Source organism: Psychrobacillus sp. L3 (assembly GCF_042945595.1).
GTDB lineage: Bacteria > Bacillota > Bacilli > Bacillales_A > Planococcaceae > Psychrobacillus.
Genome location: NZ_CP168493.1, coordinates 499,105 through 518,800, shown reverse-complemented (window position 1 = coordinate 518,800; position 19,696 = coordinate 499,105). Strand labels below are relative to the sequence as shown.

At 35.6% G+C, this 19,696-nt stretch carries 18 protein-coding genes; 8 read left to right on the top strand and 10 right to left on the bottom strand.

The genetic code is table 11. From position 1 onward, the window contains the following. Positions 1-62: 62 nt before the first annotated feature. Positions 63-212, top strand: coding sequence for a hypothetical protein (locus tag ACEPXD_RS02550; protein WP_391119658.1), 150 nt, complete (start codon positions 63-65; stop codon positions 210-212). Continuing rightward, the gene (locus ACEPXD_RS02545) at positions 209-877 is read left to right on the top strand and encodes a DUF2785 domain-containing protein (protein WP_391119656.1); all 669 of its coding nucleotides are present in this window, start codon (positions 209-211) and stop codon (positions 875-877) included. The genes ACEPXD_RS02550 and ACEPXD_RS02545 overlap by 4 nt, the downstream gene beginning before the upstream one ends. Positions 878-921: 44 nt before the next feature. Here the strand turns inward: ACEPXD_RS02545 and ACEPXD_RS02540 are convergent, their stop codons facing one another. Next, on the bottom strand, positions 922-2,181 hold the full coding sequence (locus ACEPXD_RS02540; RefSeq protein ID WP_391119654.1) for an erythromycin esterase family protein: 1,260 nt from the start codon (positions 2,179-2,181) through the stop codon (positions 922-924). Positions 2,182-2,323: 142 nt separating this feature from the next. Further along, entirely contained in the window at positions 2,324-3,055 is a 732-nt protein-coding gene (locus ACEPXD_RS02535) for a class I SAM-dependent methyltransferase (RefSeq protein ID WP_391119652.1), read from the bottom strand. Between the two features lie 328 nt (positions 3,056-3,383). Between ACEPXD_RS02535 and ACEPXD_RS02530 the strand changes: the two genes are divergently transcribed. The 3 genes from ACEPXD_RS02530 to ACEPXD_RS02520 all read left to right on the top strand — a co-directional run bounded on the left by ACEPXD_RS02530 (position 3,384) and on the right by ACEPXD_RS02520 (position 5,145). Next, positions 3,384-4,061: a TVP38/TMEM64 family protein gene (locus ACEPXD_RS02530; RefSeq protein ID WP_391119650.1), complete on the top strand. Its 678-nt coding sequence runs from the start codon at positions 3,384-3,386 to the stop codon at positions 4,059-4,061. Between the two features lie 24 nt (positions 4,062-4,085). Then, a complete protein-coding gene (locus ACEPXD_RS02525; protein WP_391119648.1) occupies positions 4,086-4,829 on the top strand; it encodes a metallophosphoesterase family protein in 744 nt (247 codons plus the stop codon). Between the two features lie 79 nt (positions 4,830-4,908). Further along, positions 4,909-5,145, top strand: a complete 237-nt coding sequence (locus ACEPXD_RS02520; protein WP_391119646.1) for a hypothetical protein — start codon at positions 4,909-4,911, stop codon at positions 5,143-5,145. 121 nt (positions 5,146-5,266) lie between these two features. Here the strand turns inward: ACEPXD_RS02520 and ACEPXD_RS02515 are convergent, their stop codons facing one another. Further along, positions 5,267-5,764, bottom strand: coding sequence for a flavin reductase family protein (locus ACEPXD_RS02515; RefSeq protein WP_391119644.1), 498 nt, complete (start codon positions 5,762-5,764; stop codon positions 5,267-5,269). 153 nt (positions 5,765-5,917) lie between these two features. On the opposite strand from ACEPXD_RS02515, the gene ACEPXD_RS02510 reads away from it, so the two are divergent. After that, positions 5,918-6,238, top strand: a complete 321-nt coding sequence (locus tag ACEPXD_RS02510; RefSeq protein ID WP_391119642.1) for a general stress protein — start codon at positions 5,918-5,920, stop codon at positions 6,236-6,238. Between the two features lie 109 nt (positions 6,239-6,347). Here the strand turns inward: ACEPXD_RS02510 and ACEPXD_RS02505 are convergent, their stop codons facing one another. From ACEPXD_RS02505 to ACEPXD_RS02490, 4 genes are all read right to left on the bottom strand, one after another. Continuing rightward, positions 6,348-7,037 (bottom strand): response regulator transcription factor, encoded by a 690-nt coding sequence (locus tag ACEPXD_RS02505; protein ID WP_391119640.1) that lies wholly within the window; start codon positions 7,035-7,037, stop codon positions 6,348-6,350. Continuing rightward, entirely contained in the window at positions 7,030-8,481 is a 1,452-nt protein-coding gene (locus ACEPXD_RS02500) for an ATP-binding protein (protein ID WP_391119638.1), read from the bottom strand. Before ACEPXD_RS02500 ends, ACEPXD_RS02505 begins: the two co-directional genes overlap by 8 nt. Positions 8,482-8,610: 129 nt before the next feature. Continuing rightward, on the bottom strand, positions 8,611-8,823 hold the full coding sequence (locus ACEPXD_RS02495; RefSeq protein WP_391119636.1) for a hypothetical protein: 213 nt from the start codon (positions 8,821-8,823) through the stop codon (positions 8,611-8,613). A 5-nt stretch (positions 8,824-8,828) separates the two neighbouring features. Then, entirely contained in the window at positions 8,829-9,317 is a 489-nt protein-coding gene (locus ACEPXD_RS02490; RefSeq protein ID WP_391119634.1) for a hypothetical protein, read from the bottom strand. A gap of 256 nt (positions 9,318-9,573) precedes the next feature. Here ACEPXD_RS02490 and topB point away from each other — a divergent pair, with 256 nt between their 5' ends. Continuing rightward, positions 9,574-11,718: a type IA DNA topoisomerase gene (gene topB / locus ACEPXD_RS02485; RefSeq protein ID WP_391119632.1), complete on the top strand. Its 2,145-nt coding sequence runs from the start codon at positions 9,574-9,576 to the stop codon at positions 11,716-11,718. A gap of 164 nt (positions 11,719-11,882) precedes the next feature. On the opposite strand, the gene ACEPXD_RS02480 is transcribed toward topB, so the two are convergent. Continuing rightward, positions 11,883-12,941 (bottom strand): P1 family peptidase, encoded by a 1,059-nt coding sequence (locus ACEPXD_RS02480; RefSeq protein WP_391119630.1) that lies wholly within the window; start codon positions 12,939-12,941, stop codon positions 11,883-11,885. Further along, complete coding sequence (locus tag ACEPXD_RS02475) at positions 12,938-14,335, bottom strand: bifunctional metallophosphatase/5'-nucleotidase (protein ID WP_391119628.1); 1,398 nt, start codon at positions 14,333-14,335, stop codon at positions 12,938-12,940. The genes ACEPXD_RS02480 and ACEPXD_RS02475 overlap by 4 nt, the downstream gene beginning before the upstream one ends. A 369-nt stretch (positions 14,336-14,704) precedes the next feature. Between ACEPXD_RS02475 and ACEPXD_RS02470 the strand changes: the two genes are divergently transcribed. Then, on the top strand, positions 14,705-18,430 hold the full coding sequence (locus ACEPXD_RS02470) for a DUF6359 domain-containing protein (protein WP_391119626.1): 3,726 nt from the start codon (positions 14,705-14,707) through the stop codon (positions 18,428-18,430). 112 nt (positions 18,431-18,542) lie between these two features. Here ACEPXD_RS02470 and ACEPXD_RS02465 read toward each other — a convergent pair whose 3' ends face one another. Beyond that, positions 18,543-19,385: a DUF1028 domain-containing protein gene (locus ACEPXD_RS02465; protein WP_391119624.1), complete on the bottom strand. Its 843-nt coding sequence runs from the start codon at positions 19,383-19,385 to the stop codon at positions 18,543-18,545. Positions 19,386-19,696: the final 311 nt, after the last annotated feature.

Sequence of the window (19,696 nt, the reverse complement as noted above, 5' to 3'; positions counted from 1 at the left end):
TTGACCTTTTATGACTTTGCATTCATTATTAATACCAATAAATTCATATTAAGGAGAAAAGCATGACAAACATCAAAGACGTTTTACAAAGCATTATTTCAGGAGACTTAAAATTTGTTTCATCGGAAGTTTTGAATGAAATGATTGAAAACATAGGATCTACAAACCCAATCTTGAGGACAACCTTATTTACAGCGCTTTTTGTACATTGATAACAGGAAATAATCTGGATCAACAGCAATTGGAATACATTCTAAACAAACTGTTAGAGAATAAATCAGTAGTATTGGATATAAATAAGCCCATAACTGACTCTGTATTTACTCGATCGTTTACTACGCTTTTTTATGCCGCAATAGTAGAATACGATTCTACTAAACAAATAATTAGTAAAGATTTAGTACGAAAAGTTATAGATGCAACGCATGAATATATGGGAAAAGAATTAGACTTTAGGGGATATGTAGAGAAAAAAGGTTGGGCTCATGCAGCTGCACATGGCGCTGACTTACTAGATTCCATTGTTAAACATCCTATTGCATCTGAGAATGATGCCGTAAAAATTTTGCACCATATTGCACGTTTTCTTTCCATAGCACATGGCTATCAAGACGATGAAGAAGAACGGTTGGCACGCGCATTTGTTACATTAACTAAGTATCATCTTAATGAAGAATTCATAGTATCTTGGCTGAAACATTTAGAACAGTCCCTCGCAGATAAATATGCAACTTCAAATAATGAATTACAACCGTATTATGCTCAACTAGCATTTAAGAATTTCCTAAAATCCTCCTACTTTTTATTAGAAAAAGAAGCCATCCAAAATGATATAAAAGAAACAATAAAGGATTTAGTTGTTCAAATCATCTACTAACAAATAAGGCTTCTCCACCATTAATAGAGCAGCCTTAGCATTTTTTATGCATCTGTTTCTAAAGGAGTTAGAGCTTTTGTTTGATCGATATATATAAAAGCATCATAACGATCACTCATTTTAGAAGGCACATAATTGCCATATGATTCAAAATCAGGATTGTACACTACACCTATAGCTCTGTGACCAATTTGTTTATTAAATAATGATCGATTTTCTTCATTAAATATCAACAATTTATCAATTGCTCCGGCATTATGCAATGCATCCTCCCAAGAGCCTTTTTGCGCGGGCGGTACATTTATCTGTTTATAGGGCAAGCCCCATTCATTTGCTGCAATAACAGTGCCTGTATACGTTCCAAATCCAACAGCAAATACATTTTCTTTTCTATTTTGCAAACGAAGAATCTGCCCTACGTTCACCATTCCCGATTCCTCCATATTTGTAGCAGAAGCATCTCCTATATGCGTGTTATGTTCCCAAATGATTATTTTCGCTTCGTCTCCATGGTAATCCATTATTTCATTGATTGCCTCCACCATATGCTCATCTCGAATATTCCAGGACATCTCGTCACTACGGACCATTGCTCGATAATATTCTTCCGCATTTCGTGCAACCAGTACATTTATTTTTAAATTTAAATCTGCTTCTTTTGTATCATTATAGTTTTCCTCATGCGTACGAATGGTGGCCACTAACTTTGAAACTTCGTCTACACATGCTTCCGAAATATTGATAGAAGAAATGGCATAAGTTTCAGGATGTCGATTAAATGGTTCAAAACAAGTTAAGGCTTTTTTGGCAAACTCTAACTCTGTTCCATTTGGATTTGTTTTACTTAAATAGGTGATTACTTCGTCTAAAGATTCCCACAAACTGTATACATCGATTCCATAGAATCCGACTTTCTTTTTCGTTTCTTTTTGTTCGTTGTGCATCTTTAACCATGTAACAAATTCAACTATTTCTTCATTTGCCCACATCCAAGTTGGCCATCGTTTAAAAGCTTTTAGCACCTCTCGAACGTCGGATTGTTCATCTGTGTAACCTTTAATAAACCTATTGATATGTTGTGTAGATGGCCAATCTCCTTCCACCCCAATAAGCGTGAAGCCTTTCTCTTCAATCAACCTTTTGGATATTTCCGCTCGAACCGAGTAAAACTCAGAAGTACCATGACTTGCTTCACCCAAAAGGACAATCTTTGCATCCCCAATAGCTTCTACTAAAGGGGTTAAATCTTCTTTTGCTTTGTAAGATAGTGAATATTTCTTGATAGATTCTTCAAGAGAAACCAATGAAAACACTCCTTTTCATTAAAGTTTGAGTCAAATTATCCTCTTTCATTCAAAAAATCGCACATTCAAACCACATTGCATATGAATAATATATAGAAACAAAAAATAGGGGAATGATTGTTAGAAATCAATCCCCTTTCCTCTATTTCACACAAGAAAAAGCCAATACAATAGGAATTCTTTGTCTTCTTTTGAATTCCTCTTCACTCCTAAAATGTTTACGTTGTGGTGTACCTTCCCGTAAGTCCACTATTTGGAATCCTGCCATTTTTAGAGCACTAAAATAGTATTCTATTGTCCGGTGGTACTTGACAACCACTTCATCTATCCATGGTTCCTTTCGTTCTCCTTCGATAAAATAATCGTCCACTATCCAGTTCTCACGCCGGTCCCCTGACTGCTTACTAACAAAAGAAGAAGTGGTAAGTGGATGTTGAATACTAAATACGAACCTTCCATTTTCTTTTAATACATTATATACGTTAGTGAATAACTTGGGGACATCTTCAACGTAATGAATGGCAAATCGGGATGTTACGATATCAATTTTATTTTTTGGAAAATGAAAAGTCTCCATGGTGTCTAATTGAATTACTCCGTTCATGCCGGAAATATGCTTATTTGCGGCTTCCACCATTTGTTTCGAACCCTCAACTCCGCAGTAATGCTTTGCGCCTTTTTCCAGTAATTCCTTCCCAAAAGAGGCATCTCCACACCCTAAATCTAGAAAGTTCTGATCTTGAAATTCTCCAATAAGTTCATACATGATTGGTCCTTCAATAGCATTGTTCGGGCTATCTTCTCTACTTCTTCTTTTCATATAACTTGCGTAAAAATCCGTTTGATCGTAAACACTCGATCCTTTATATTCCACTATTTTTCCCCCTCTTTTGAATCCAACTAATCCTTTTGATAGCCTCGCGATAATTGTTTATACAGATTAAGTAATTTCTCATTCCGCTCTGAATACGTTATAATATTCTAAACATTATGCATATAAATATCTACAATTTGTTTATCTAATATTGGGGTCATAATACGAAAAAACTAGAACTAATCTTCTTAATTAATTGCTTTTTAAGCACATTATTTTATGAATTAGCATAATCCTCTAGATTAAATGCAAATATAAATACAAGATCATATTTATTGAATAAATATCCTTGTGAAATAATAGGTTAAATTGAAAGCATAGGTGACGCATGAGAAAAATTACAAATAATCTCGCAAAGAAACAATGGATAATATGGGGTATTTTACTACTTTTTGCACTGTTTTTTGTGATGAATAGAGAGCTAATCACGCTGCTCTTTGATGGAAATACAGAAGCAGTTCAAAGTTTTTTAAAGAAAAACATAGGGTATGCATTATTCTTTCTATTTTTAGTCATGCTAATTCAAAATTCTTTCACCATATTTCCGCTAATTCTTGTTATCACTATTAATATTACGTTATTTGGATTTGTTAATGGTTTTTTATGGAGCTGGCTAACAAGCATTCTTGCTTCACTTGTTGTCTATTATAGCGTTCGTTACATCTTCCAAGAAACCATTATGGAAAAATTTCACCCTAAGGTAATTGAAGAATTAGACACTAATGGCTTTACTTATGTATTCCAAGCCCGAATTTTCCCCTTCGTCCCAACAAGTTTAGTTAACATTTTAGCTGGATTAAGTACTATCCGTGTTCTACCCTATTTACTTGCAACTACAATCGGAAATTTTTTATATTTCTTTGTTTTGGCACTTATACCAGCAGGGATTTTGTCCGCCGACTGGAATGAATACGTTATTTGGATTATTATAGTGATCGCAATCCTTCTTTATTATTTCATTAAAAAGAAAAGGAAATCTACTAAAGACATGGATACCGTAGATTAATCTAAAGTTTTGGAGTGAAAAAATATGAAACTTGCTATCATTACAGACATTCACGGCAACGAACTAGCACTAAAATCAGTTCTTCAAGAAATAGATAATCGTGGTGATACAGAAGAAATTTGGTGTCTTGGGGACATGATCGCGATGGGTCCAGACACAAACGAAGTGCTCGATTTACTGTTTGCACGTCCAGATATTCGTATGATTACAGGAAATCACGACGAAGCCATTTTGTCACTTATTGCAGGAGAGGGACATCCCGAAAGTTATAAACATACGCGAGAACATCATGAATGGATTGCAAAAAGACTATCCACAGATAACTTCATGAAGCTAAAGCAACTACCAAGAATGATTGAAGAAGAAATAAATCGTACTCGCATTATTGGTATTCATTATCATATTGCATTAGATAAGCGCAATACTCATATTAAAAATGACCCTTTTCACAGCATATTAGAACCAACCTTAGAAAATATGGAGAACATGTTCGAAAACTATCCTGCTGAAATTATTTGTTTTGGGCACCATCATCCAGAGCATTTATTTCAGAATTCACACCAGGTTTATTTAAACCCTGGTGCTCTTGGAGTTTCTAAAGGAAACACTGCTCCTTACGCAATTATTGATTTTGACGAACGAAAACCTATTGTCTCCATACTTCATGCCCATTATGACAAGAAGACTTTCCTTCAAAAGTTTGACACTTTAAAAGTGCCACAAAAAGAAATTCTTTTTAAGCTTTTTTATGTGGCGAATAAAGCATAATTAATAAATTGCCATATCCCAGTCCACTTGCCCTATTTTACATATGCTACTTGGAGCGATAAAAAAGGAGTGAAGAAGAATGGTTCAACCATTTCAAGGAGGACAAATGCAACATGGTTATCCTATGCCTTACGGACAACAAGGATATCCGATGTATCAACAACCATACCATCAACAAGGCTATCACGGCTACCCAGTTCAAAATATGACTTATGGACACTATGGATATCCTTGGCACCATGGTCATCACTGGCATCAAGGATATCCAGGACATCATGGATACCCTGGATACCCTGGATACCCAATGCCACGCTAAATCTGGCATAAGTTATACTACTTGTTATACGTATTTTGAGAACATAGTGCATTCTGTGAAATTCCTTCTATCTAAATGCAAAAAAGGATATCATGTGGATATCCTTTTTTGATATATGGAATTAGTTATAAAATGTTTCTGGGATTGGACCAATAGTTCTTCTATGGTATAACAGAGGCTCTTTACTATCATTTTGAATATCTAAAACTTCCCCAATTAGGACGGTATGATCCCCAGCTTCAATTTGTTTGAATACTTTACATTGTAAAACTGCAAGCGAATCAGAGAGCACTGGCAAGTTCAGCTCTGACTTTTCCCAATCACATTGGTTGAAGCGATCCTCTACTTTACTCGAAAATAACGTACATAAATCACCTTGATCAGCTGCCAAAATGTTTACTGTAAATTTATCCACTTTTAAAAAGTCATCATAGGAATATACTCTTTTATCAATAGACCATAAGATGAGCAACGGTTCTAGTGAAACCGATGCAAAGGAATTAACCGTCATTCCCATTGGTTTCCCTTCTTGATTGAAAGCTGTTACAACTGTAACACCTGTGGGATAATTCCCCATCGCTGCTTTAAACATCTCTATTTGCCCTAATTTATTTTCCATATACGCAACTTCCATTCTCTTTTTCTTTTAAGCATATCAAAATCATTCTATTCTTTCACACATTTGGTTTCACCTATCATTATTTTGTTTAAATCTTCTTCAGGCAGGGTAAAGATAGTTAGAACACAAAAACAAAAAAATGGAGGAATTTTAATGACACTCAAATTAACTGTAGAAAATGCCGTACAAGCAAAACAAGAAATCGAAAAACTTGAGACACAGGGATATTCACGAGATAACATTCATATTTTCGCCCATTTCAAAGAAAGATCCGACGATATTAATGACGCTTTAGATACAAAAGATGTCGGCATGAAAGAACAAGGCTTCCTTGAATCCATGAAAAATTTGTTTACTTCTCGTGGTGATGAACTACGAAGCAAAATGGAGGCAACTGGTTTATCCAAATCAGAAGCAGAAGAAGCTGAGAAAGAACTAGATAAGGGCAGATTGATTATTGTCGCTCATCATTAATTCATTAATATGTAGAACCCATTCCCCTCTTTTGGGCGAATGGGGTTTTTATTTCTGTTTTGCGAGAATGTGATGCACAATTATTAAGATGAATTAGATTGATTTCTTTTTACTCATTAAACCGATAACCGGAACCCCAGATTGTTTGAATGTATTGAGGGTTATTGGTGTCTTTTTCAATTTTTGTACGAATTCTTTTTACATGAACTGTTACAGTTGCCGTATCTCCCATTGAATCGAAACCCCAAATCCTTTCATATAAGTGTTCTTTTGAAAAAGCTTGATTCGAATGAGTGGCAAGAAATTTCAGCAAATCAAATTCTTTAGTCGTAAGTATAACTTCCTTGCCGTCAACAAAGATTTGTCTAGATGCTGTATTAATATGAAGTCCCCGTATAAAAATTCCCTCTTTCGGTATATCCGTCTGAATTAACCTCTCATACCTAGCTAAATGAGCTTTTACTCGCGCCACCAATTCGCTTGGGCTAAATGGTTTAACAATATAATCATCTGCACCTAATCCAAAACCACGAACTTTATCAATATCTTCATATTTGGCAGAAACCATAAGAATAGGGATATTTAATTCTTGGCGGATTTGCTTACAAAGATCAAAACCATTCATATTTGGTAGCATTAAATCGAGCAAAATTAAATTAAAACGATGACTTAGAGCAGCCTTTAAACCGCTTTTCCCTTCAGAAGCAATTTCTACCTGAAAACCTTCAATTTCTAAGTAATCTCTTTCTAACTCAGCGATACTTTGATCATCCTCAATGATTAATATATTCTTATTCATACTTTTTATCCCCTGATTTTTTTAGTGTAAAGTAGACTCCAAGACCTTCGTTCCGTAAATTTTCAGCCCAGATTTCACCATCATGCGACTCGATAATTTGTGATGCGATGGCTAGTCCTAGGCCGCTTCCGCCAGAACTTCTTGATAAATCTGTTTGGTAAAATCGATTAAAAATAGTTGATAGCTCTTCATCAGAAACACCTGGACCATTGTCGTGAATACTAATTTTGATCATTTCTCCCTCATCAGTAAGGGAGACGGCGATATGAACTGTATTTTTGTCCACGAATTTTACTCCATTATATATAATATTCTCCATCACTCGGATGATTTTGTCTCTATCTAATCGAACGTATGCTTGTATATCTTCTGCCTCAAACGATATATGTATATCTTTTTCACTTAGACTGTCTTTAACTTCATCTAAGTAATCATTTATGAATGCCTTTATATCGACCACTTCAAAGTTAAATGTGAGCTGCTTTACATCTAATTCGGAAAATAAAGAGAGCTCTTCAACTAATCGATTCATATACGACGCTTTTGTGTGGATTGTTTCAAGATATCGTTCCTGCTTTTCGATAGTATTGGCAACACCATCTTGAATCCCTTCTACGTATCCGAGTATTGAAGTGACTGGTGTTTTTAAATCGTGTGAAATATTAGCAATTAGTTCTTTTCGGTTATTCTCATATTTATTCCTTAATAACAGCGATTCCTTTAACTCTGCTCTCATTGCGTCAAAAGATCGAACAAGTTTGCTCAATTCATCCTTATTCTTAGTAGTTAAGGTAAAATCAAAATCACCTTTACTAATTTTTTGGGATGCCTCCGATAACTGTTTAACAGGGCCTAAAATACTCCGGGACATGAAATAGGACAAAAGTACATTCGTAAGCACCAGTGTAAGAATTAAGGAAATAAAGATGATTGGAAAAAAGGTTCTAGCAAATTTCACAAATGTCTCCGAATTATTTAGCAGGAAAATGGAACCTTCCGAACCATCTTGAAAGTAAAAATCATACTGTCTAATGGAATAATCATTGTGCCAATATTCTTTCCCTATCGAATCATATCCTTCGTTACCGAAAGGTGGAAGATCTTCGTTTAAAATGTCTTCTAATTGATGTGAGACATATAACAGGTTCTCTCCTTTTCGAATAAAGATTTTCGTATTTTTACTTTCTACTTGAATCGAAAGTGAATCCAAATACGCTTTATCAAATAGCTTTTCTTGATCAAGCGAGGCTACTTTTTTCAAATTATTAAATAATTCGGTATTGGAGTCCTCAGGATTTTGCCAACGTTGTTTAAAATTATTTGGCCCAAATCCGGCACCTTCATTGAACACTATATTTATCAAAAAGAGAATCAACAGGATAATAATAATTGGCGTTACAATCATAGCAGCATTTGATAAAAACAGACGCTTGCGAATGGACATATAATTCTCCTTTCCTAAAAGGAATCTTATCTTTACTAAATCATACTTTAACTGAACTATACAGCCAATTTGAAACTAGCCACCCAAACTCAAGCAAAAACACTGACTTTGGATGGCTAGTATGAATAATCATTTTTTCAATATTTCTTTTACATTATTGTACTCATCGATACTAATTTCACCTTTTGCAAGGCGATTTTCCAAGACGTTTATCGCGTCAAATCGGTTGTGATAACACATCCCTCTGCCTCGTCTCCACATAATGAAGTTTGTTATTATCAATCCGATAATTAATATAAAGAAAAAGAATCCAAACGGCGGAAAATGTCCATAATGCATCATTTTCATCAGCTCCTAATTTTTTTTGTCTTTCGTTTTCCCCATGGCTTAAATACAGAAATAGCAAATAGAATAATAAGTGAAATAATTTGAATGATAATACCAATCCATAAATCCGCCTGAGCCATCGACATTGATGTTTGATCAAATTGATTCAAAGCTTTTAATACCCAAGCATACATCCCCCAGAAATTTAAACCGATTAGCAGTAAGGTGATACCTTGTTTTACGATAATCCAGTAATAGGTAAACAATCCCCATTTCGTGAGAACAGAAAGTAGAATCCCAGTCAAAGTTGCACCAATAGTAGAAGCTTTTACAGATGTCTGAGACAATACATGCATGATTTGATAACAACTTTCTACGAGCACCATGTTTTCTGTAGTAGTTGCGGTAATACTTAAAATGAGAAAAGTTACCATGTTACCAAACATTATGGCAGAAAATAAAATATGAATGGTTAATAAAACCTTTCTCATTGTCATCGATAACTTCATCACCTCACCCCCTCATTCTTTATAAATATAACAAAGGGATATAAACTTCATCTGAAGCATTTATAAACAATTTATAAACTTTTTAAATTCAAAGAAATAGTGCGAGTTAGTACTTTTATGAATTTTTTTGTAAAGGATTTCTAGCCTAAAATTGAAGGGCTTCTAGAAAACATTTGTCTTTCATTTGAAATCTCACAAAATTTGTTGCATGATAATAAGAACAAATGTTTTTGAACGTACGAAAGAGGTGTTTGTTATGAAACCAGTTATCCTAGCTGAAAAACCTAGCCAAGCAAAGGCGTATGCAGATGCATTTTCTGTAAAAAGACATGAAGGTTATTTGGAGATCAATTCGTGTACCACTTTCCCAGAAGGTGCCTATATAACTTGGGGTATTGGTCACTTAGTTGAATTGAAGGAACCGAAAGCATATGATCCAAAATGGGACAAATGGTCGCTGAACAGTTTGCCAATTTTGCCTGATCGATATGAATTCCAAGTCGCCAAAGGAAAGTTTAAGCAGTTCACTATCGTAAAAAAACTTATGAAATCGACCGATACTGTCATTAATGCATGTGATGTTGACCGTGAAGGGTCAAATATTTTCTATAGTATATACAATCAAACAGGAGCAAGAGGACAAGCGATTAAACGGTTATGGATTAATTCTCTAGAAGTAGAAGAAGTTCGAAAAGGATTCGCTAATTTACAAGATAATGGTAAAGACTTACTTTTATATGAGGAAGCAAAAGCTCGTCAAATTAGTGATTGGCTAGTTGGAATGAATGGTTCTCGACTATATTCTCTTTTATTGCAATCACAGGGTATTAAAGAAGTCTTTCCAATTGGGCGTGTACAGTCTCCAACTATTTACTTGATTTATCAACGACAATTGGAGATAGAAAACTTTGTATCGGAGCCGTTCTTTGAGATTGAAGCAACATTTACAGCAGGACAAGGAACTTATAAAGGAAAAGCAAAAGCGAAAGAACCGAAAAGAGAAATCATTCAAGCGCTTCTTGCAAAACATGGCATTCAACCAAATGCACCAGGCTTTATTACTTCTATTGAGAAGCTAGATAAACGGATGCCTCCACCGCAGCTCCATTCCTTATCTACTCTGCAAGCAACAGCCAATCGATTATGGAAAACGAGTCCAGCGAATGTATTGAAGACAATGCAAGTTCTTTATGAAAAAAAGCTTGTTACGTACCCTCGTACGGATTCGCGATATATTACACCAAGCGAGTTTAGCTATCTTGCTGCACAAGTGACGGATTATCAGCAGCTTATTGGACAGTCGTTTCCTATTAGTTCGCTCTCTCCAAAAAAGCGTTATGTTGACAGTACAAAAGTGCAAGAGCATTATGCCATAATTCCGACGAAAAAAATTCCATCACAAGCAGTACTCGCTAGATTGTCTCCTATTGAAAAGAATTTATATGAAGAAATTGTCCGCACAACACTAGCGATGTTTCATACCGATTATTTATATACAGAAACGAAAGTGATAACGGATGTAAATGGATTGCCTTTCTTCACCACTGGCAAAACCGAGCGTGACAAAGGCTGGAAAGCATTGTTTGTTCGTTCTTCTAATGAAAACGAGAAAGAGGCCCCCCCATTGCCTCTTCTATATGAGCAGGAAACTGTAAAAAGCGATATTGCTATAAAAGAAGGAAAAACGTTACCTCCAAAACCTTATACAGAAGGTCAACTAATTGCCATGATGAAAACTTGTGGAAAACTTATGGAGGATAAAAATGAAACGGACATTCTAAAAGAAGTCGAAGGTCTTGGAACAGAAGCAACGCGCAGTGGAATTATCGAAACGATTAAGCGACATGGATATATTGACGTAATAAAAAATATTGTGTCTATTTCGGATAAAGGACGTGTTCTTTGCCAAGCAATTGAAGGAAATCTTCTTGCAAGCCCATCCATGACAGCAAAATGGGAAACGTATTTACGGAAAATAGGCAATGGTGAAGGCTCACAGGAGCGTTTTTTGGGAAGCATTGCGAAATTTATTCATAGCTTGTTACAAGAAGTTCCTATTCAATTAAAGTCTAAAAATATTGATATAAAACTTACACCTAAAGCGTCAGGCTCCAAGTATTCATCATATAAACAAGAACCAATTGCTCCATGCCCGAAATGTAAGGAAGGTTTTATCGTTGCTAGAAAAAGCTTTTATGGATGCACTAACTACAAAAATGGATGCACACAAACATTTAATGGCTTCTTTTTAAAGAAGAAGATTACACCAAGTCAGATTAAACTACTATGTACAAAAGGAAAAACAAATGAAATAAAAGGATTTGTTGCAGAAAATGGGCAAACGTTTAATGCCAGTCTTTCATTTGTAGAAGGTAAATTAAAGTTAGAGTTCAAGGCGTGAATCGTATTACAATAAAAGCCCTTTCTAGTCTATTACTTGCGATTTGCAGCTTTGATGTTGCGATTCGAAGTTGCTATCTTTCGATTTAGCAAGCCTAATTTGCGTTTCTATGTAATCTCTTCAAAAAGAGGCTGTTCTTTGGCTAAAAGGACAGCTTCTTTCTTTCATTCAAACGGATAAGCATATGCGGTATTGCCCATGCGACCTATGGTTGTTACTGATTGTGACAAAGAATTTAAAATCGCTTCCTCTGTAGCCTCCACTGCTCCTAGGAAAATATCATTCATAACAGAATGGTCATCTCTTAATTGTTGCCTAGTTTCAAGGCTTTCCTCTAAGTAATGAGGAATTCTATGTGCCGTAGAAAAAGCGATGACAATATCTCCGCTGCCATTACTAAAATGGCTACCTGTTCTTCCAAGCCCTATACCACATCTCTTTGCTAACCGCTTTAACTGTCTACTGCTAAGAGGAGCATCCGTCGCGAGTACAATCATAATAGAACCATCTGCCGGCTTTGGAAAGGTTGGGACTTCTGACATTCCTTCCACCTTATAATGTTCACTTTGAAAGTCTTCTTTTCTTCCAAAATTACTTAAAACTAAGCAACCTATTATATAAACTGCATCTCCGTCTTGAACTATGCGTGAAGAAGATCCAATTCCACCTTTATAGCCAAAACAGATCATCCCTTTTCCTGCTCCTACCGCACCTTCTGACGTGGGGTCTGTGGAAGCTTTTTGAATACACTCTATTGCATGTTTTGGCTGAATCGGCAGTTTACGAATCGAGTTTAATCTACTATCATTACACTCCCCTACGACAAGATTAATCGTGCCTGTAGTTTCTCCAATATCAGCGTTTTGTTCTAACATATATTCCAATGTGCCTTGCGTGACTGCTGGAACTGCAAACGTATTTGTTAGCATTATCGGCGACTCAATCAAACCTAATTCATCCACTTGTACAAGCCCTGTTGTTTTACCAAATCCATTTAATACATAACTTGCCCCGACTACTTTTTGCTGAAACAAATTATCTCCGTGAGGTAAAATTGCCGTAACACCAGTACAAGCATATTCTCCCTCTTCTAAAGAATGATCTATCGTGACATGTCCCACCTTGACTCCATCCACATCAGTAATACAATTCTTTTTTCCAACAGTTAGACTGCCAATTATTATACCTCTTTGTCTAATCTTTTTCGGTTCACGTTCAATCATTGAGCTATCCCCACTTTAGATGTTTCTTTCCATCTATTTATAGAGGCTTTCTCGATAAAATCTGTTTTATTGGCATATAGACGAATAACATCTTTTATTTCTTCTGCTAGATATTTTTCATTTCGATTGTTTGCAAGACTTTCATATCCTGAACCTCTTTGTAAATAGTCCGAGCTAGCCACTGTATACCAAGTTTCATCTTCCAGCAATTTTTCATTTACATAAATTGCTCGTACAAAATTTCCAGCATGAACAATTTCTGCTCCTGCTATATGTAATCGTCCTACATATCTACCTCTAAAGCCAGGTCCTCTTCCATCAGCTAAGCAAACTTGTACATCAAGTGATTGTTCCAGTGCTTCTTTTATATACTTCCCTTGTATTTCAAAAGAGGTAGGATTTAATGGTGATGGACATACTTCGATTAGTTTTTTCTTTGTCATTTCCTGAAATATTCCTGCATTACATATTCCACTATTGATAAGTCCTATATCGCAGTTGAGCATGTCCTTTAATCCATCAGCAATTAGATTAGTTAATGGATTTTCTTCGATAACATCATGCCATAAAGGTTGTGTGATTGGATAAAGCGGTTGGCTAAGCACTTCAATTGCTTTTTCTTTATTTGATTTTAATAAAGCTAATATGTGGTCGTCTTTTTCCGCATCCTTTGAAGAAATGGTTGTTGAATGGAGCAGTTTTACTTCACCATCTTTTATTTCGAGTTCAAGAATTCCTAAATGCTCCCCATAGTTTCCAGCACTGTTCATGATTATATTATTAATTACTTTCGCTTCGCTAAAAAGTTTATGATCATGCGCTGAAATAATAATATCAATTTCTGGTATTTCCATGGCCAGTGGTTCATCTGCAAATGTTCCAACGTGACTTAAGAGAATACAAATATCATAATCTCCTGCATTTCTGTTTATTTCTTCGACAATAGCTTCTTTATAATCCGTCATGTGAATCCCAATACCATCATTAAACTCCACCATATTAGGAGAAGATCCAGTGATTAGAATTCGGAGACCATTTTTATTCAAAATAACGCTTTTGAAGACACCATTAATCTGTGTTTTATCTTTTTTAAATAGATTGTTGCTGATGAAAGGAAAAGGACTCTTACTAGCCATACGTTCAAGTGTATCTACCCCATTAAACATTTCGTTATTTCCAATAGTAAGAGCATCATAGCCAACAGCTTCTAATAATTCAATGGCAGCTAGTCCTCTCGTTCCTTGCAACTCGATGCTTTTAAAATCCGCAAAATCTCCACCATCTAATATTAGTGTGTGTTCGTCTTTATATTGCTTAATGAGTGTTGCAACTCTAGCAAAGTTATCAAAATTACTATGTACATCGTTCGTATGTAAAATTTTTAGTTTCATCATAATCCTCCAAACATACATTTTTCCATATTATAACACAAATATTACAACCATATTACTGGTGCCAGGCACCAGTAATATGGTTGTAATACTTTAAGTTGATAGTTGACGTTTATGGCATACAAGTCTAAAGAACTATTACATGACCAATTACCTTGTCTTTTTTTGTTTTTTTATAGATTAATAATTTCATGTGCATTCTTTGTATTCATTCCAAGGTAATTATTTTTTCATAGCAGAAAAGTTAATACCAATTACTTCTTACCTGTTTTTATTTAAATTTTAAAAATTTTACAATTTCTTATTAAAACGGTAATTTTCTTTTGCTATAATCGACTGGCAAGATAAAACAAAACTCGAGGAGTGAATTAAATGACCAATAATTGGAAAAATGCTTTCTGTAAGATAGCTCTATCATTATTATTAGTAATGTCAGTATTTTTACCATTTGTTACTGTATCAAATGTACAAGCAGCTGAACCTATTACGGTTGCCGAAGCTATTGCAAATAATTCGGGTACCTCAACGGTTAAAGGGTTCATTGTTGGTACAGCAAGCTCTGGAACTTCTTACGATCAGGAAGCACCTTTTACAGTAAATACAAATATCGGTCTTGCTGATTCTCCTAATGAAACCGATCCAACAAAAATTTTACCTGTACAATTGCCAACTGGTTCTGTTCGAACTGGTTTAAATTTGGTGGATAATCCTAATTTATTTAAAAGTAAAGTGGCAATCACTGGTACTCTTTCTGCTTATTTCACGGTGCCTGGATTAAGAAATGCTAGTGCATTTACAATCATTTCTGAAGGTGAAACACCCCCTCCTGCTTCTGAAGCAGAAGTAATGGACACTATCGTTGCTGCCCGTGAAGTATCAGATCCAAATAAATTAATAAAAATTAAAGGCACTGTAACAACTGGCACTGGATTTTGGGGTGGGAAAGCATTTTACCTCCAAGACAATACAGCTGGGATTTATGCATTTACATCTAACGCAGATGTGACTCCTGGAGATATAGTGGAGCTTGAAGGAAAAGTAAGTCCTTATGGCGGGGAGCTTCAAATTCAACCCGTTAAAATCACTAAAATTTCTTCAGGAAATGAACTCCCTAAAATACAAGTAATTACGCCTGCTGGAGTGAATGAAGAGACTCAAGGTGAACGAATTCAATTAAACAATGTAAAAATTACAAACCTAATCAAAACAAATGACTTCGGAACATTTGAATTCACTGCAACTCATGAAAACGGTGAATCAGTTATTATTCGTAACGACAACCGAAATGGGCTAGATTTCATTACCTTTGCAAAACTTTTTAAAGAAGAAGATTCAGTTAATGTATCTGGTATCGCTTCTAAGTTCAACACAACATACCAAGTAAAAACTCTTGGACTCGAAAGCTTTGACCTAGTAAACAAACCTGCTGTTTATACTGATATCTTACCTGGAACAGTATCTGAAGGAACACAAATCAAATTAATTACACCAATTGAAAATGCTACAATCTTTTACACACTGGATGGTTCAACTCCGACATCTACAAGTACTAAATACACAGCACCAATAAACTTAATAAAAGATACAACGATTAAAGCAATTGCAGTAAGTGGTACCACTTCAGAAGTTTTCTCATTCACTTATAACGTACTTAAATCACATGACATGGTAATACGAGACATTCAAGGACGAGGACACTTCTCAGAATACGAAGGAGCAACTGTTCAGAATATAACGGGAGTTGTAACTCACCTTTACAATTCGGCAAACTTTGTCATCCAAGATATCCATCCGGATAATGACAATACAACTTCTGAAGCGATAATTGTCAATAAAGCTGCTAACGGATTCAAGGTTGGTGACTTAGTTACTGTAGCAGGTACAGTGGAAGAATGGTATTACGCAGGGTATTCAGATATGAAAGCAAATGACCTTCCAATCACACGAATCCATGCAACCGCTGCTGTAAAGACTGGAATCGCAGAATTACCTGCTCCATTAGTAATTGGACAAGATATTTTCCCACCAACTGAAATTATTGACAATGACGGTTTAACATCATTTGATCCAGAAGAGGATGGTATTGATTTCTGGGAGTCCGTTGAATTAATGAGAATTGCCGTACCAAATGCTAAGGTTGTTGGACCACAGGGGCATGGCGAGATTGTTGTAGTAGCGGAAAACTCTCCAAAAACAACATTTAATGTTCTTGGAGGAATTAATATTTCTTCAAATGATTACAATCCAGAAAGAGTTACGATAGATATTGGCAATGACAAATACGATGCAAAATCTGGCGATTATTTTACTGGAAATATTGTAGGAGTAGTGGGCTTTAGCTTTGGTAACTTCAAATTATGGACGAATGAAGAGACTCTTCCACCAATCACTCGTATAGAAAAACCAGTAGTTGTAACTAATATTAAACCTACCGAAGATAAACTAACAGTAGCTTCATACAATATTGAAAATTTCTCTACAAACATAGATAATACACCTGATGAAAAAGTAGCGAAAATCGCGAAATCTTTTGTGGAGAACATGAAATCTCCGGACATTATCACATTAGTAGAAGTTCAAGATAATGACGGACCTATAGAGTCTGGAAAAACAGATGCATCCGCTAGTTATGAGCGCTTAATTGCGGCAATTACTGCAGCTGGTGGACCAGTCTACAAATGGACAGATATCGCTCCTGAGTATAACCAAGATGGTGGACAACCAGGTGGGAATATCCGAGTGGGATACTTATATAATCCACAACGCGTTACATTAGTAGAAGGTACAAAAGGAAGTTCCACAGATAAAGTGGCTTGGGACGAAGAAGGTAATTTAACTTTAAATCCTGGACGAATTCTTGATTTGCCACAAGAAAACACACGTAAACCGCTTGCAGCCCAATTTGATTTCCAAGGGGAAAAAGTAGTTGTAATCGGAGCACATCTAAATTCTAAAGGTGGAGACCAGCCTTTATTCGGCAAACACCAACCTCCGTTTTTGGGTTCGGAAGCAAAGCGTATTGAACTAGCAACTATGATCAACAACTTTATTAAAAAAGGACAAGCAAAAGATCCTAATCTTAAAATAATTGTTGCTGGAGATATGAATGATTATGAATTCACCCCAACACTTGCCGCTTTAAAAGGTGGAATTTTAACTAATATGGTAGAAAAAGTACCTGCAGGAGAACGCTTCTCTTATTACTATCAAGGAAACAACCAAGTGTTAGATCATATTTTAGTAACAAATAACTTAGCAGATCATACGAAAGTAGACTTGATTCATATTAACGCAAACTATATGGACATTCACGGTCGTGCATCTGACCATGATCCAGTGCTGATCCAAGTGGAATTCAACAAACCTAATACGTATACACTTTCTGCTAATAAAACATCATTGGTATTAGAATCAGGTCAATCTGAAACTATTAAGTTAACTGAAACAACAACAAAACACGATGGCTCTATTTCCATTAAAGACGTGACATCCGAAGCAACTTATAGTGGATTTGATACAAAAATACTTTCAGTAGAAAAAGGCATTATTACCGCTAAAGCAGATGGAAAAACCGTAATAACTGCAACTTATGGAGATAGTAAAGTTTCTATCGAAGTTTCTGTGCAATCAGCAAAAGCTGGCGAAGTAATCATAACTTCTGATGAAGTGGATACCTCTAAAGCTGTAATTACGGTAGATGGAGCTGTACTACATGATGCTGGAAACGTTTATATTCGTTTCAGAGAAGATGCTGTAAGTAAAATTGATAAGGTAAATAAAGATGTAGTAATTAAACTAATGAATGGCTCATTCACGATTACCGCTGAAAACTTTGATATCCTTGCTACACATGGTGAATTTAAACTCCACCTAAACTATCATGTTCCACCTGGATTATTAAAAGAAAAAAATAAAGACAAAATAAAAGACGACCTAAAACTAGAGGATATTGCTTTTCTTGATAGAAACAATAAACAGATAACATCAACATTTAAAGATTATTTTGTTATCGTTACAGAAGGCAAAAAACAGTCGGTTGAAGGTGCATATTATGATTCAAAATCAAAGAAATGGAAGTTTAAGAAGTTGAAAGAATAAAGATATGACCAAAAGAAAACTGGTGATATTAGAAATCTTCTAGTTTATTCAATTCCTACACGAAAGTAAGATCTGACCGTTTTTAGTTGGTCAGATCTTGTTTTTAATACTTTTATTTAATTCGCATATACTCCACTACTTTTGTATCAATAAAGCCTCTTTCTTGCACTCGCTCATCAAAGTTTTCAATAAGATGATAAGACTGCACTGCATCTAACAAATCGTCATGTTCTGTCAAATCACGATTCAAATGACCGTTTTCGTTTAATAGACTTTGAAGTTCTTTTGCCAGCTCTCCTTCTATCTCAACGATATCTGACGATAATGTCGACTCAAAATAAAGTCGGTGCAATTTTAATAATCTTGCTAATTCTTGTACTGGTTCTTCATGGTCATCCACTCGAAGGTCGATATAGCGATCATTGTATCCACCATAACTTCCGTTCTCTTTTACAATCAACAGAGCAGCAGACTGTTTTCCTCTACTATCTCCACCTGCAATTTCTCCCGCATATAGAGCAGCAAGTAAACGTTCTGCTAAAGAGCCCTCTGTTTGTATAAATATCGATTTCATTGCTTCTACCGTATCTTTATCCACTAAGATATTACCTTGAGCAGCAAAGTTTTCTCCTGCAAAACCACCAGCCCAGTCAAAACAATCCTCGCCAGTGAACGATACACTTTGCCCACTTGCATCTACAATTCCTACTTGCCTTGAACCGGATTTCCCATCATTTTGAACAAGTTCTTCAAGAGCTTCTTCAGGAGTCATGCCTTTTTCCAGCATCTCCAGCCCGTATTTCCCGTAATCTAAATTTGCCCATGATTGTGTTGCAATTGCCCCTACTCCTGCTTTTGCAAACGGAACAACAGCCCCTACACTTAAAAATTTTGATGCTACCGCTACCCCTAATTCTTTTGTTTGCGGATCAAATCCAACAATAGAAAATGTCATATCCATACCCCTTTCATTTACAAAATCTACTAATCTCTATTGTATCTTTCTATTCTGAAAAATAAAAGAAAGATTCCATCCCTTTTTTTAGGTGATTGGAATCTTTGCTATGTTATTTATTCTTGTTTGCACATTTCCCTAAAATTGGATTTCTAAAATGGATAGTTTACTGAGTTAATTTCATAAATAGCATTTAATTATTAAAGCACGAATAATACTTAATTTGTTGATTGGAGCGACAGGCAGCGACTCCAACGGGATGAGTGAGACAAATGAGACATCGCAAACGACGCGAATGCGGCGCCCCCGCG

Bases quoted from the DNA above. Each gene is read 5' to 3' on its own strand.
- topB (WP_391119632.1), top strand. From the start codon at position 9,574: ATGAAACCAGTTATCCTAGCTGAAAAACCTAGCCAAGCAAAGGCGTAT.
- ACEPXD_RS02500 (WP_391119638.1), bottom strand. From the start codon at position 8,481: ATGTCCATTCGCAAGCGTCTGTTTTTATCAAATGCTGCTATGATTGTA.
- ACEPXD_RS02490 (WP_391119634.1), bottom strand. From the start codon at position 9,317: ATGAAGTTATCGATGACAATGAGAAAGGTTTTATTAACCATTCATATT.
- ACEPXD_RS02530 (WP_391119650.1), top strand. From the start codon at position 3,384: ATGAGAAAAATTACAAATAATCTCGCAAAGAAACAATGGATAATATGG.
- ACEPXD_RS02550 (WP_391119658.1), top strand. From the start codon at position 63: ATGACAAACATCAAAGACGTTTTACAAAGCATTATTTCAGGAGACTTA.
- ACEPXD_RS02515 (WP_391119644.1), bottom strand. From the start codon at position 5,764: ATGGAAAATAAATTAGGGCAAATAGAGATGTTTAAAGCAGCGATGGGG.
- ACEPXD_RS02465 (WP_391119624.1), bottom strand. From the start codon at position 19,385: ATGACATTTTCTATTGTTGGATTTGATCCGCAAACAAAAGAATTAGGG.
- ACEPXD_RS02480 (WP_391119630.1), bottom strand. From the start codon at position 12,941: ATGATTGAACGTGAACCGAAAAAGATTAGACAAAGAGGTATAATAATT.
- ACEPXD_RS02475 (WP_391119628.1), bottom strand. From the start codon at position 14,335: ATGATGAAACTAAAAATTTTACATACGAACGATGTACATAGTAATTTT.
- ACEPXD_RS02525 (WP_391119648.1), top strand. From the start codon at position 4,086: ATGAAACTTGCTATCATTACAGACATTCACGGCAACGAACTAGCACTA.
- ACEPXD_RS02495 (WP_391119636.1), bottom strand. From the start codon at position 8,823: ATGATGCATTATGGACATTTTCCGCCGTTTGGATTCTTTTTCTTTATA.
- ACEPXD_RS02510 (WP_391119642.1), top strand. From the start codon at position 5,918: ATGACACTCAAATTAACTGTAGAAAATGCCGTACAAGCAAAACAAGAA.
- ACEPXD_RS02505 (WP_391119640.1), bottom strand. From the start codon at position 7,037: ATGAATAAGAATATATTAATCATTGAGGATGATCAAAGTATCGCTGAG.
- ACEPXD_RS02520 (WP_391119646.1), top strand. From the start codon at position 4,909: ATGGTTCAACCATTTCAAGGAGGACAAATGCAACATGGTTATCCTATG.
- ACEPXD_RS02470 (WP_391119626.1), top strand. From the start codon at position 14,705: ATGACCAATAATTGGAAAAATGCTTTCTGTAAGATAGCTCTATCATTA.